Source organism: Streptomyces vilmorinianum, assembly GCF_005517195.1.
Lineage (GTDB): Bacteria > Actinomycetota > Actinomycetes > Streptomycetales > Streptomycetaceae > Streptomyces > Streptomyces vilmorinianum.
Genome location: NZ_CP040244.1, coordinates 2172698 through 2185203, shown reverse-complemented (window position 1 = coordinate 2185203; position 12506 = coordinate 2172698). Strand labels below are relative to the sequence as shown.

10 protein-coding genes are annotated in these 12506 nt (G+C 72.0%); 2 read left to right on the top strand and 8 right to left on the bottom strand.

Annotated elements, in window-relative coordinates; all coding sequences use genetic code 11:
* Window positions 1–30 precede the first annotated feature (30 nt).
* The 6 genes from whiA to FDM97_RS10155 all read right to left on the bottom strand — a co-directional run bounded on the left by whiA (window position 31) and on the right by FDM97_RS10155 (window position 6603).
* Entirely contained in the window at window positions 31–1020 is a 990-nt protein-coding gene (whiA, locus tag FDM97_RS10180) for a DNA-binding protein WhiA (RefSeq protein ID WP_137990081.1), read from the bottom strand.
* Window positions 1011–2051 (bottom strand): gluconeogenesis factor YvcK family protein, encoded by a 1041-nt coding sequence (locus tag FDM97_RS10175; RefSeq protein ID WP_137990080.1) that lies wholly within the window; start codon window positions 2049–2051, stop codon window positions 1011–1013. The genes whiA and FDM97_RS10175 overlap by 10 nt, the downstream gene beginning before the upstream one ends.
* The gene (rapZ, locus tag FDM97_RS10170) at window positions 2048–3034 is read right to left on the bottom strand and encodes an RNase adapter RapZ (RefSeq protein ID WP_137990079.1); all 987 of its coding nucleotides are present in this window, start codon (window positions 3032–3034) and stop codon (window positions 2048–2050) included. Before rapZ ends, FDM97_RS10175 begins: the two co-directional genes overlap by 4 nt.
* Window positions 3031–5076: an excinuclease ABC subunit UvrC gene (uvrC, locus tag FDM97_RS10165; RefSeq protein WP_137990078.1), complete on the bottom strand. Its 2046-nt coding sequence runs from the start codon at window positions 5074–5076 to the stop codon at window positions 3031–3033. Before uvrC ends, rapZ begins: the two co-directional genes overlap by 4 nt.
* A gap of 142 nt (window positions 5077–5218) precedes the next feature.
* Window positions 5219–5998 (bottom strand): hypothetical protein, encoded by a 780-nt coding sequence (locus tag FDM97_RS10160; protein ID WP_137990077.1) that lies wholly within the window; start codon window positions 5996–5998, stop codon window positions 5219–5221.
* Window positions 5999–6003: 5 nt separating this feature from the next.
* Window positions 6004–6603 carry a papain-like cysteine protease family protein gene (locus FDM97_RS10155; protein ID WP_137990076.1) on the bottom strand — a complete coding sequence of 200 codons (600 nt, stop codon included), beginning with the start codon at window positions 6601–6603 and terminating at the stop codon, window positions 6004–6006.
* A 238-nt stretch (window positions 6604–6841) separates the two neighbouring features.
* Between FDM97_RS10155 and FDM97_RS10150 the strand changes: the two genes are divergently transcribed.
* Window positions 6842–7771, top strand: coding sequence for a hypothetical protein (locus tag FDM97_RS10150; protein WP_137990075.1), 930 nt, complete (start codon window positions 6842–6844; stop codon window positions 7769–7771).
* A gap of 79 nt (window positions 7772–7850) precedes the next feature.
* On the opposite strand, the gene FDM97_RS10145 is transcribed toward FDM97_RS10150, so the two are convergent.
* Window positions 7851–8276 carry a Rieske (2Fe-2S) protein gene (locus FDM97_RS10145; protein WP_137990074.1) on the bottom strand — a complete coding sequence of 142 codons (426 nt, stop codon included), beginning with the start codon at window positions 8274–8276 and terminating at the stop codon, window positions 7851–7853.
* Between the two features lie 117 nt (window positions 8277–8393).
* Between FDM97_RS10145 and FDM97_RS10140 the strand changes: the two genes are divergently transcribed.
* Window positions 8394–9296 (top strand): carbohydrate kinase family protein, encoded by a 903-nt coding sequence (locus tag FDM97_RS10140; protein ID WP_137990073.1) that lies wholly within the window; start codon window positions 8394–8396, stop codon window positions 9294–9296.
* 91 nt (window positions 9297–9387) lie between these two features.
* On the opposite strand, the gene uvrA is transcribed toward FDM97_RS10140, so the two are convergent.
* Window positions 9388–12408 (bottom strand): excinuclease ABC subunit UvrA, encoded by a 3021-nt coding sequence (gene uvrA, locus FDM97_RS10135; protein ID WP_137990072.1) that lies wholly within the window; start codon window positions 12406–12408, stop codon window positions 9388–9390.
* Between the last annotated feature and the right edge of the window lie 98 nt (window positions 12409–12506).

The following is a 12506-nucleotide window of genomic DNA, read 5'->3' as shown; positions in this document are numbered from 1 at the left end:
GCGGCGAATTGAGCGAAGCGGCGATACGGGTCAGCCGACGAGGCTGTCGTCCAGCTCCTCCGTCAGACTTGACTCCGTTCCGGGGATCCCCAGGTCCTGCGCCCGCTTGTCGGCCATGGCCAGCAGGCGGCGAATCCGGCCCGCGACAGCGTCCTTGGTCAGCGGCGGATCGGCGAGCGCGCCCAGCTCCTCCAGGGAGGCCTGCTTGTGCTCCATGCGCAGCCGGCCCGCGGCGGCGAGGTGCTCGGGCACCTCCTCGCCGAGGATCTCCAGGGCGCGCTGCACCCGGGCGCCGGCGGCCACCGCCGCGCGCGCCGAGCGCCGCAGGTTGGCGTCGTCGAAGTTCGCCAGCCGGTTGGCCGTGGCCCGGACCTCGCGGCGCATCCGCCGCTCCTCCCAGGCAAGGACCGACTCGTGCGCGCCGAGCCGGGTCAGCAGGGCGCCGATGGCGTCACCGTCCCGGACGACCACGCGGTCCACGCCCCGGACCTCACGCGCCTTCGCGGCGATGCTCAGCCGGCGCGCCGCGCCCACGAGCGCGAGGGCGGCCTCCGGGCCGGGGCAGGTCACCTCGAGGGAGGAGGAGCGTCCGGGCTCGGTCAGCGAGCCGTGCGCCAGGAACGCGCCGCGCCAGGCCGCCTCGGCGTCGCAGGTGGCACCCGAGACGACCTGCGGGGGCAGCCCGCGGATCGGGCGGCCCCGGCCGTCGACCAGGCCGGTCTGCCGGGCCAGCTGGTCGCCGCCCGCCACCACCCGTACGACGAAGCGGGAGCCGCGCCGCAGCCCGCCGGGGGCCATCACGATCAGCTCCGAGCTGTGCCCGAAGATCTCCAGGATGTCCCGCTTGAGCCGGCGCGCCGCCATCGCGGTGTCCAGCTCCGCCTCGATCACGATCCGCCCGCTCACCAGGTGCAGCCCGCCCGCGAACCGCAGGATCGACGAGACCTCTGCCTTCCTGCAGCAGGTCCGGGTGACGGGAAGCCGGGAGATCTCGTCCTTCACCGCTGCCGTCATCGCCATGGGCCGATCCTTCCATGCATCCGAAAAATACGGTCGTACGCGGCTGCCAACAGCTCCGGGTCGTGCTTCGGGAGACCGTCGGCCCGGGCCACCGGCGCCAGCTCGAGCGCGGCGCCGAGCCGCTTGGCGGCGTCGACGAGGGGCTCCCTCGCTGACACGTCGGGCACGGCGGCCTCGTCGGCCAGCACCACGTCCAGGGCGAGTTTAGGGGCGTGTCGTCCCAAAACCTCCAAATGACGCTGCGGAGAGAACCCCTCGGTTTCTCCCGGCTGCGGCGCGAGGTTCAGGGAGAGGACCCGGCGGGCCTTGGTCTCCACCAGGGCGTCGAGCAGCTCCGGGACGAGCAGGTGCGGGATCACCGAGGAGAACCAGGAGCCGGGGCCGAGGACCACCCAGTCCGCGTCCCGGACCGCGGCGACGGCTTCGGGCACGGCGGGCGGGTCGTGCGGCACGAGGTGCACGGACTGCACCTCACCGGGCGTGAGCGCCACCGTGGCCTGGCCACGGACGGTGTCCACGTCGTCCGGGCGCGCCGGATCGTGCCCCCTGACCAGGGCCTGGAGCTCCAGCGGCACGGCGGACATCGGCAGCACGCGGCCGTGCGCGCCGAGCAGCTTGCCGACCAGGTCCAGGGCCAGGACATGGTCGCCGAGCTGCTCCCAGAGGGCGACGATCAGCAGATTGCCGACCGCGTGCTCGTGCAGATCGCCCTTGGACTGGAAACGGTGCTGGATGACCCGGGACCAGGTCTGGCCCCAGTCGTCGTCCCCGCACAGGGCGGCGAGCGCCTTGCGCAGGTCGCCGGGCGGCAGCACGCCCAGCTCCTCCCGGAGCCGGCCGCTGGAGCCGCCGTCGTCGGCGACGGTGACCACGGCGGTGAGGTCACCGGTGATCCGGCGCAGGGCGGCGAGGGAGGCCGACAGTCCCATGCCGCCGCCCAGCGCGACGACCTTGGGCTGGGCGCCGCGCCTGCGGAGCGTACGTACCGTGAGCCCCGAAAGCGTGGACGTACGCCGGCGGTACGGCTTCACTCGCGCCCCATGTCCCGGTGGACGACGACCGTCTCGACGCCTTCCGCGGCCAGGCGCGCGGCGAGCTTCTCGGACGTGGCGACCGAGCGGTGCTTGCCGCCCGTGCAGCCGACGGCGATGGTCACGTACCGCTTGCCCTCGCGGCGGTAGCCCGCGGCGATCAGCTGGAGCAGCTCGGTGTAGCGGTCGAGGAACTCCTTGGCCCCGGGCTGGTTGAAGACGTACGCCGAGACCTCCTCGTTGAGCCCGGTGAAGGGCCGCAGCTCGGGGACCCAGTGCGGGTTGGGCAGGAAGCGCATGTCGACGACGAGGTCGGCGTCGACGGGCAGCCCGTACTTGAATCCGAACGACATGACGGTGGCCCGCAGCTCCGGCTCCTCGTCGCCGGCGAACTGGGCGTCCATCTTGGCGCGCAGCTCGTGGACGTTGAGGCTGGAGGTGTCGATCACCAGGTCGGCGTCGCCGCGCAGCTCGCGCAGCAGATCGCGCTCGGCGGCGATGCCGTCGGTGATGCGGCCGTCGCCCTGGAGCGGGTGCGGCCTGCGGACCGACTCGAACCGCCTGACCAGGGCCTCGTCGGAGGACTCCAGGAAGACGATCCGCCGGGTGACCTGCTGGGCGTCGAGGGCGGCCAGGGACTCCCGCAGGGCGTCGAAGAACTGCCGGCCGCGGACGTCGACGACGACGGCGATCCGGGCCACGTTGCCCTGGGAACGGGCGCCGAGCTCCACCATGGTGGGGATCAGCGCGGGCGGCAGGTTGTCCACGACGAACCAGCCGAGGTCCTCCAGGCACTTCGCCGCGGTGGACCGGCCGGCGCCGGACATACCGGAGATGATCACCAGCTCGGGGATGGCCGCCGCGTCGGCGGTCTCGCCGGCCTCCTTCGTGCCCGTACTCACGTGTCCTGCTCCGTCTTCTCGGTCGTGCTCTTCGTACGCTTCGTGCTCTTCGTGCTCATCGTGCCGGTCGTGCGCGGTCATGCGGTGGTGCCCCCGTCGTCTTCAATGATCTCTCCTGTTGCCGTATTCACGGCGGGTGCGGCCGGGGCCGCCTGCGCGAGGGCCACGGCCACGGCCTCGGCCGTCTTGCGGCCCATGCCCGGGACCTCGCAGATCTGCTCGATTGTCGCCTGTCGCAGCCGCTTCACCGAGCCGAAATGCTTGATGAGCGCCTGCTTACGGGTGTCGCCGAGGCCGGGGACGGCGTCCAGGGGGCTGGTCCTGACGCGCTTGTTCCGCTTCGAGCGCTGATAGCGGATGGCGAAGTCGTGAGCCGTGTCACGTACCCGCTGGAGGAGGTACAGACCCTCGCTGGAGCGGGGCAGCACGACCGGGTCGTCGTCGCCGGGCAGCCAGACCTCCTCCAGGCGCTTGGCGAGCCCGCAGACGGCGATGTCGTCGATCCCGAGCTCGTCCAGGGCCCGCCGGGCGGCGGCGACCTGGGGCTGCCCGCCGTCGACGACGACGAGCTGGGGCGGGTAGGCGAAGCGCTTGGGGCGGCCGTCGTCCGCGGGCACCTCTCCGGAGGCGGCCGCGCCGGAGCCGTTCACGGCGCCGACCGCGTCGACGGCGTCGTCCTCCGCGTTGACGGCCACGCCCTCCTGGTCCCACTCCCCCGTCTTCTCCTTCTCGGCGAGGTAGCGCTTGAAGCGGCGGCTGATCACCTCGTGCATCGAGCGGACGTCGTCCTGGCCCTCGAAGCCCTTGATCTGGAAGCGGCGGTACTCGCTCTTGCGCGGCAGCCCGTCCTCGAAGACGACCATGGACGCCACCACGTCCTGCCCCTGGAGGTGCGAGATGTCGAAGCACTCGATCCGCAGCGGCGCGGAGTCCAGGTCCAGGGCCTCGGCGATCTCCTCCAGGGCCCGGGAGCGCGTGGTCAGGTCGCTGGCGCGCTTGGTCTTGTGCAGCACGAGCGCCTGCTGGGCGTTGCGTGCCACCGTCTCCATCAGGTCCTTCTTGTCGCCGCGCTGCGGGACGCGCAGGGAGACCTGGGAGCCCCGGCGGCCGCTCAGCCACTGGGTGACCGCGTCGGCGTCCTCGGGCAGGGCGGGGACGAGGACCTCCTTGGGGACCGCGTCGCCGCTCTCCTCGCCGTAGAGCTGCTGGAGCGCGTGCTCGACGAGCCCGGCCGTGGAGACGGCCTCGACCTTGTCCGTGACCCAGCCGCGCTGGCCGCGCACCCGTCCGCCGCGGACGTGGAAGATCTGGACGGCGGCCTCCAGCTCGTCCTCGGCCAGCGCGATCAGATCGGCGTCGGTGGCGTCGGCGAGGACGACGGCGTTCTTCTCCATGGCGCGCCGCAGGGCCTCTATGTCGTCGCGGAGCCGGGCGGCCTTCTCGTACTCCATCTCCTCGGCCGCCGCCATCATCTGCTTCTCCAGACGGCGGATGTACGTGCCGGTGCGGCCGGCCATGAAGTCGCAGAACTCGTCCGCCAGTTCGCGGTGTTCCTCGGGGGTGACCCGGCCGACACAGGGGGCCGAGCACTTGCCGATGTAGCCGAGGAGGCAGGGGCGTCCGGCGGAGGCGGCGTTGCGGAAGACCCCGGCGGAGCACGTACGGACGGGGAAGACGCGGAGCATCAGGTCGACGGTCTCGCGGATGGCCCAGGCGTGGGCGTACGGCCCGAAGTAGCGCACGCCCTTCTTCTTCTGGCCGCGCATGACCTGGACGCGGGGGAACTCCTCGTTCACGGTCACCGCGAGGTACGGATAGCTCTTGTCGTCCCGGTACTTCACGTTGAACCGGGGGTCGAACTCCTTGATCCAGGAGTACTCCAGCTGCAGTGCCTCGACCTCGGTCGAGACCACGGTCCACTCCACGGAGGCGGCCGTGGTGACCATCGTGGCCGTGCGCGGGTGCAGGCTCACGAGCGGCTGGAAGTAGTTGGCCAGCCGCTGGCGCAGGGACTTCGCCTTCCCGACGTAGATCACCCGGCGGTGCTCGTCGCGGAATTTGTAGACCCCCGGCGAGTCGGGGATCTGTCCCGGCTTGGGGCGGTAGCTGGAGGGGTCGGCCATGTTCCCCACCCTACTGGCGGGGACCGACACTCAGGCCGTGAGCGCGCGTTGGCCGGGCGTGACGAGAGGACGGTCGGCGGCCCCGGCGGCGAGCCGGACCCGGGGCGGGGCCCGGGTCCGGCTCAGGGGGCTGCGGGCTCCGTCAGGCGGTGGGCCGGCGGTCCGCCGTGCGGCGGCGGCGCCAGGCCGCCGTGCCGATCAGGCCCAGGGCCAGGGCCGCGCCCGCGGCGGCCGTCGAGGAGGCCGCGGTGACCAGGGGCTCCTCGTGCGGGGCCGCCGGGGGGCCGTAGCCGCCCGCGGCGCCCTTGCCCGCGTACGCGGAGCCGGGCAGCTTGTCGCCGTACGCCTGGGCCACCCGGGCCCGGTAGGCGGTCAGGCTCGTCCCGTTCTTCCCGACCGCGCGCACCGCGTCCTCGTCCAGCGGGAGCACCTTCGCGCCCTTCTGGACGTACCACGCGTCGATCTGCGGCTCCCGGAAGACGAGCCCGCCCGGCAGCAGCCGCGCGCCCTGCGCCGCGTAGCGGAACTCGTCGTCGCCGGTGGCGATGTTCACCACCTGCCAGCCGCCGGCCCGCCGCACGGTCCAGAGCGAGGCCGTCTGCCCGTCCGAGGCGACCGCCTTGCTCGCGTGGAACTCGATCCGGGCCACCGGGGCGCCCGCCTTCCCGGCCACGAAGTCCGGGGAGAGGATCCGTACGGGGACGGACGCGCCCTCGATCCGGGGCGCGGCCGCCGAGCGGGCCACGGCTCCGTCGCGGGCGAAGAACCGGGAGAGCGTGTCGAGGGTCGCGGGCGCGGTGACGGCCTTCTCCGGGGTGGCCGCGGGCGGCGGGCCGTCGGAGGCGGCGGCCGGGACGGCACCGAGGGCGAGGAGCGCGGCGGCGGACAGGAGCCCGGCGCTCACGGCACGTACGTGGGTCATCGTCGTCACGCCCCTATCCGGTAGAGCGAGTGGGTCCAGGAGAAGGAGCTGTTGTTGACGTACCAGGCGTGCGAGGCCCAGTTGTAGCGGTGGCTGGAGGGCCACGGGTCGCCCCAGTAGACCCAGCTGTTCGCGTCGTCGTACCCGTAGATCACATGCATGTGGCCGCCGCCGCTCGACCACTGGATGCGGGTCTCGATGGGCCGGTTGGCGTTGATCTCGTTCTGGACGGTCGAGTAGTACAGCCAGCCGTCGACGTACGAGCCGGGGTTGACGCCGGCCCAGCGCAGACCGGTCTGCACATTGCCGAGGGTGGCCTGCCAGTTGGGGCAGTCGTAGCCCTGCTGCCGGTTGAAGGCGGCGTTGCAGAACTGGTTCTGGGTGTAGTTCCGGCCGTACCAGGTGGCGATGGTGTTGCCGCCGGCGGCCCAGCACCAGTTGTCCTTCTGCTGCGCCTGCATGGTGATGCCCAGCCGCTTGTACGCCAGGGTGGAGACGGTCTCGCTCGTCGGCGCGGGCGGCGGGGCGGCGGTCGCCGAGGTGGTGGGGAGCAGGAAGAGGGCGGCAGCGGCGAGTGCCGCCAAGGACAGCTTTCTTCTGCGCATCGCGTTCCTCCCGTGGTGGGGGGGTGGGGATGTGGGGAGTTGGAGGAGCGCGTCCGGACGCTGATGAGGAGCATCGAGCGTTGTCCGGATCCGGTCAACACGCTTCAATGCGGGGTGACGGCGGGCTGTGAACGGTGTGACCCACGTGTGAACGCGGGCCTTCACGCCACCTGCGGCCCCGCCACCGGCGGTGCGGCGGCCCGCCGTCGTCGTCGTGAACGTTCACTGAGGAGTCCCCGTGGGGCACACCGAGGCCGATCTGGTGCAGTTGCTGCACACCGGACCGTTCCATCTGGCGCTGCGCACGGCGTTCGCGGTGCGCGGGCTCCCGCTCCAGCGGGTGCAGCACCATCTCGCCCACCGGGGCGTCAAGGTCGGGGTGACCAGCCTCAGTTACTGGCAGCAGGGCGCCCGCCGTCCGCAGCGGCCCGAGTCGATGAAGGCCGTGCGCGCGCTCGAGGAGGTCCTGCAGCTGCCGGGGAACTCGCTGATCCGGCTGCTGACCGAGGACTCCGGCGCCCGTCGTGACGCGGAGCGCCCCGCGATCCGCTCCTACCGCTCGCTCCTGGAGGCCTCGGGGGCGGTGGAGAAGCTGATCGCCGAGCTGGAGTCGCCGGTGGACGGCGGGCTGCACACGGTCGGCCACCACGAGCGGGTACGGATCGGGGCGGGGCGGGAGCTGGTGGGGCGCGACTCCCAGCACGTGGTGCGGGCCCACCGGGACGGCATCGACCGCTATCTGGCCGTCCACCGCGGCGACCCGGGCTGCGATCCCTCCCGGGTGGAGGTGCGGGCCTCGGAGAACTGCCGGACGGGGCGGGTGCGGTGGCACGCCGAGACGGGCGTGCTCGTCGCGGAGCTGCTGTTCGACGCGCGGCTGCGGGCCGGGGAGACGTATCTGTTCGGGTACGGCTTCGAGGACGGGACGGCCGGGCCCTGCGGGGAGTACGTCCGCGGGTTCAGCTTCGCCGGCGGGCAGTACGTGCTCCAGGTGCGGTTCGACGAGGCGGCGCTTCCGGTGCGGTGCCGGCGCTTCGCGCAGGCCTCGACCGGTGCTCCGCGCGGTGGCCGCTCGGATCTGACGCTGAGCGGGCGGCACCGCACGGTGCATCTGGTGGAGCAGGGGGTACGGCAGGGAATCCTGGGGATCGACTGGGACTGGGCGTAGGCGGCGCCCGGGCCTCCGGAGCCTGAGGCTTCCGGGCCTTGCGCTTCCGGCCTTACGCTCCGGCCTTACGTTTCCGGCCTTACGCTTCCGGGCCCGCGACCAGCTTGCCGTTCTCGATCCGGACGGGGACCTCGGGGAGCGGGACGGTCGCCGGGCCCTTGAGCGCCTTGCCGGTGGTCACGTCGAAGCGGCTGCCGTGGCAGGGGCAGTTGCCCTCGTTGTCCTCGATCTTGTCGAGAACGCACCCGGCGTGGGTGCACTGGGCGCTGAAGGCCTTGTACTGGCCCTTGGCCGGGCAGCTCACCAGGACCCGCTGCTCGCGGTAGAGCTTGGCGCCACCGACCGGCACCTCCTCGGGCGCGCCGAGGGCGACCGGGGCGGTCGGGGTCGGGACCTGGGCGTGGCCGAGCTTGGAGTCCGTGGAGCAGGCGGCGACACCCAGCCCGGCGGCCCCGGCGAGGGCGGCGCCTTTCAGTACGGTGCGGCGGGTGGACTGGCCGGACATGAGCGCTCCACGGTGGGATCGGGGCAAGGGGTGACCGAACCGACGATACCGGCGCGGTTCCGCGCCTCTGCTCGGGGGCCTGTCGTGGCAGGTGAGGGATGGGTTACGTTCACGGGCGTGATCGTCGTCGCCGGTGAGTCCCTGATCGACCTGGTCCCGGACGGGGCCGCCGCGCCCCTGTCTCCGCTGCTGCCGAGGCCGGGCGGCGGCCCGTACAACACGGCGGTGGCCCTGGGGCGGCTCGGGGCGGACGTGGCCTTCTGCTCCCGGGTGTCCACGGACGCGTTCGGCGAGGCGCTGATCGACGGGCTGCGGGCGGCGGGGGTGTCGGACGGGCTGGTCCAGCGGGGGCCGGAGCCGACGACGCTGGCGGTCGCCTCGGTGGGCCCCGACGGTTCCGCGCGGTACGGCTTCTACGTGGAGGGCACGGCCGATCGGCTCTTCGCCCTGCCGGAGCGCCTTCCGGACGAGGTACGGGCGCTGGCCTTCGGCACGTGCTCCCTGGCCCTCGAACCCGGCGCGAGCGCGTACGAGGCACTGCTCCGGCGCGAGTCGGAGCGCGGCGCGCTCACCCTGCTCGATCCGAACATCCGCCCCGGCCTGATCCCGGACGCGGACGCCTACCGCGAGCGCTTCGCGGGCTGGCTGCCGTACGTCTCGCTCCTGAAGCTCTCGGAGGAGGACATGGGCTGGCTGGGCGGCACCCCGGCGCAGTGGCTGGGGCACGGCCCGTCGGCGGTGGTCCTGACCAGGGGCGCGGTCGGCCTGACGGTCTTCACGCCGTCGTACGAGGTGTCGGTGGCGGCGGTACGGGTCCGGGTCGCGGACACGATCGGCGCGGGCGACACGGTGAACGCGGCGCTGCTGCACGGCCTGGCCGACCGCCGCCCGGAGTCCCTGGACGCCGACGCCTGGTCCGCCCTCCTGTCGTACGCGGCGAAGGCGGCGGCCCTGACCTGCACCCGCCCGGGCGCGGAGCCCCCGTACGCGGAGGAGTTGGCCGGCCCGTCCGGCCCTTGAGGGGGCTTGCCCCCAGTTCGGGGGAGGGCCGGGGTTCCGGGAAGGGGCGGGGTGGGGAAAGCCCGCGGCAGGCTGCCCCCACCCCCACCCGTCACGCCTTGCGTGCCCGCGCCGCCGTCTTCTTGGCGGGTGCCTTCTTGGCAGCAGGAACGGCCTTCTTCGCCGCGGTCTTCGTCGCGGTCTTCGTGGCGGTCTTCTTCGCCGCCGCCTTCTTCGTCGCCGCCCCGTTCCCGCTCCGCGCCGCAGGCACCGTCGCGTCGCTGATCCGGTCCGCGCCGAGGATCTCGCGCAGGAACTTGCCGGTGTGGCTCGCCGGCACCGAGGCGACCTCCTCGGGCGTGCCCTCGGCGATCACCAGACCGCCGCCGCTGCCGCCCTCCGGCCCCATGTCGATGACCCAGTCGGCGGTCTTGATGACGTCGAGGTTGTGCTCGATGACGATCACCGAGTTGCCCTTGTCGACCAGGCCGGACAGGACCTTGATCAGCTTCGAGATGTCCTCGAAGTGCAGGCCCGTGGTCGGCTCGTCCAGGACGTAGACCGTGCGGCCCGTCGAACGCTTCTGGAGCTCGGAGGCGAGCTTCACGCGCTGCGCCTCACCGCCCGAGAGCGTCGGCGCGGACTGGCCGAGCCGGACGTACCCGAGGCCCACCTCGTGGAGCGTGCGCAGATGGCGCGCGATCGTCGGGACGGCCTCGAAGAAGTCCAGGGCCTCCTCGATCGGCATGTCCAGGACCTCGGCGATGGACTTGCCCTTGTAGTGGACCTCCAGGGTCTCCCGGTTGTACCGGGCGCCGTGGCAGACCTCGCACGGGACGTAGACGTCCGGCAGGAAGTTCATCTCGATCTTGATCGTGCCGTCGCCGGAGCAGTTCTCGCAGCGGCCGCCCTTGACGTTGAAGGAGAACCGGCCCGGCAGATAGCCGCGGACCTTCGCCTCCATCGTCTCGGCGAAGAGCTTGCGGACGTGGTCGAAGACACCGGTGTACGTCGCCGGGTTCGACCGCGGGGTGCGGCCGATGGGCGACTGGTCCACGTGCACGACCTTGTCGACGAGGTCGTCGCCGTCCACGCGCGTGTGGCGGCCCGGCACCGACTTGGCGCCGTTCAGCTCGCGCGCGAGGTGGGTGTAGAGGATGTCGTTGACCAGCGTCGACTTGCCGGAGCCGGAGACGCCGGTGACGGCCGTGAGGACGCCGAGCGGGAAGGAGACGTCGATGTCCCGCAGGTTGTTCTCCCGGGCGCCGTGCACGGTGAGCCGGCGCGAGGGGTCCACGGGGCGGCGGATGTCCGGCATCCCGATGGCCCTGCGGCCCGAGAGGTACTGGCCGGTCATCGACCGGTCGTTGGTCAGCAGCTCGGCCAGCGGTCCGGAGTGGACGACCTTGCCGCCGTGCTCGCCGGCTCCGGGGCCGATGTCCACGACCCAGTCGGCGACTTTGATGGTGTCCTCGTCGTGCTCGACGACGATGAGCGTGTTGCCCATGTCCCGGAGCCGGACCAGGGTCTCGATGAGCCGGTGGTTGTCGCGCTGGTGCAGGCCGATGGACGGCTCGTCGAGGACGTACAGCACGCCGACCAGGCCGGAGCCGATCTGGGTGGCGAGCCGGATGCGCTGGGCCTCGCCGCCGGAGAGGGTGCCGGCCGCGCGGTTGAGGGAGAGGTAGTCGAGGCCGACGTCGACGAGGAAGCGCAGCCGCTCGTTGACCTCCTTCAGGACCCGCTCGGCGATCTTCTTGTCGCGGGCGTTGAGGGTGAGGCGGCCGAGGAACTCGGCGCACTCGCTGATCGACATCGCGGAGACCTCCGCGATGGAGCGGTCCATGACCGTGACGGCGAGGACGATCGGCTTCAGGCGGGTGCCCTCGCAGGTGGGGCAGGGCACCTCGCGCATGTAGCCCTCGAAGCGCTCACGGCTGGAGTCGCTCTCCGCCTCGCTGTGCCGCCGCTTCACGAAGGAGACGGCGCCCTCGAAGGCCGGGGTGGTGTACGCCCGCTCGCGTCCGTACCGGTTGCGGTAGCGGACCTCGACCTGGGTCTTGTGGCCGTACATCAGGGCCTTCTTGGCCCGCGCCGGCAGTCCGGCGTACGGGATGTCCGTACGGAAGCCGAGGGCCTGGGAGAGTCCGCCGATGAGCCGGCCGAAGTACTCCTTGGTGTGTCCGTGCGACCAGGGGTGGATGGCGCCCGCGTCGAGGGACCGGTCCTCGTCGGGGACGATCAGCTCGGGGTCGACCTCCATGCGGGTGCCGATGCCGGTGCAGTCCGGGCAGGCGCCGAACGGCGAGTTGAAGGAGAAGGAGCGCGGCTCCAGCTCCTCGAAGGACAGGTCGTCGTACGGGCAGTAGAGGTGCTCCGAGTACATCCGCTCGCGCTCGGGGTCGTCCTCGGGGAGGTCGACGAAGTCGAGCACGACCATGCCGCCGGAGAGTCCGAGGGCGGTCTCGACGGAGTCGGTGAGGCGGCGCTTGGCGCCGTCCTTGACGGTGAGGCGGTCGACGACCACCTCGATCGTGTGCTTCTCCTGCTTCTTCAGCGTCGGCGGTTCGCTCAGCTGGATGGTCTGCCCGTCGACCCGGGCCCGGCTGTAGCCCTTGGTCTGGAGGTCGGCGAAGAGGTCGACGAACTCGCCCTTGCGCTCACGCACGAGCGGTGAGAGGACCTGGAAGCGGCTGCCCTCGGGGAGCTCCAGGACCTTGTCGACGATGGCCTGCGGCGACTGGCGGGAGATCGGGCGGCGGCACTCGGGACAGTGCGGCTTGCCGATGCGGGCGAAGAGCAGGCGGAGGTAGTCGTAGACCTCGGTGATGGTGCCGACCGTCGAGCGCGGGTTGCGCGAGGTCGACTTCTGGTCGATGGAGACGGCGGGCGAGAGACCCTCGATGAAGTCGACGTCCGGCTTGTCCATCTGGCCGAGGAACTGCCGGGCGTACGACGAGAGCGACTCGACATACCGGCGCTGCCCCTCGGCGAAGATCGTGTCGAACGCGAGGGAGGACTTGCCCGACCCGGAGAGCCCGGTGAAGACGATGAGGGAGTCACGCGGGAGGTCGAGCGAGACGTTCTTGAGGTTGTGCTCGCGAGCACCACGAACGATGAGACGGTCGGCCACGCCGGTCCGCACCTTTCTTGAGAGAGCGGAGGCACAGGAGTGCGGGTCGCAGATATGCCTGGATGTGCCACAACACCCAACAACCAAGGATGCCGGAT

What these genes read in the sequence shown, in the direction of transcription:
- rapZ (WP_137990079.1), bottom strand. Translation starts at nt 3,034, where the DNA reads ATGACCGCGCACGACCGGCACGATGAGCACGAAGAGCACGAAGCGTAC.
- FDM97_RS10145 (WP_137990074.1), bottom strand. Translation starts at nt 8,276, where the DNA reads ATGTCCGGCCAGTCCACCCGCCGCACCGTACTGAAAGGCGCCGCCCTC.
- FDM97_RS10160 (WP_137990077.1), bottom strand. Translation starts at nt 5,998, where the DNA reads ATGACCCACGTACGTGCCGTGAGCGCCGGGCTCCTGTCCGCCGCCGCG.
- FDM97_RS10155 (WP_137990076.1), bottom strand. Translation starts at nt 6,603, where the DNA reads ATGCGCAGAAGAAAGCTGTCCTTGGCGGCACTCGCCGCTGCCGCCCTC.
- whiA (WP_137990081.1), bottom strand. Translation starts at nt 1,020, where the DNA reads ATGGCGATGACGGCAGCGGTGAAGGACGAGATCTCCCGGCTTCCCGTC.
- uvrC (WP_137990078.1), bottom strand. Translation starts at nt 5,076, where the DNA reads ATGGCCGACCCCTCCAGCTACCGCCCCAAGCCGGGACAGATCCCCGAC.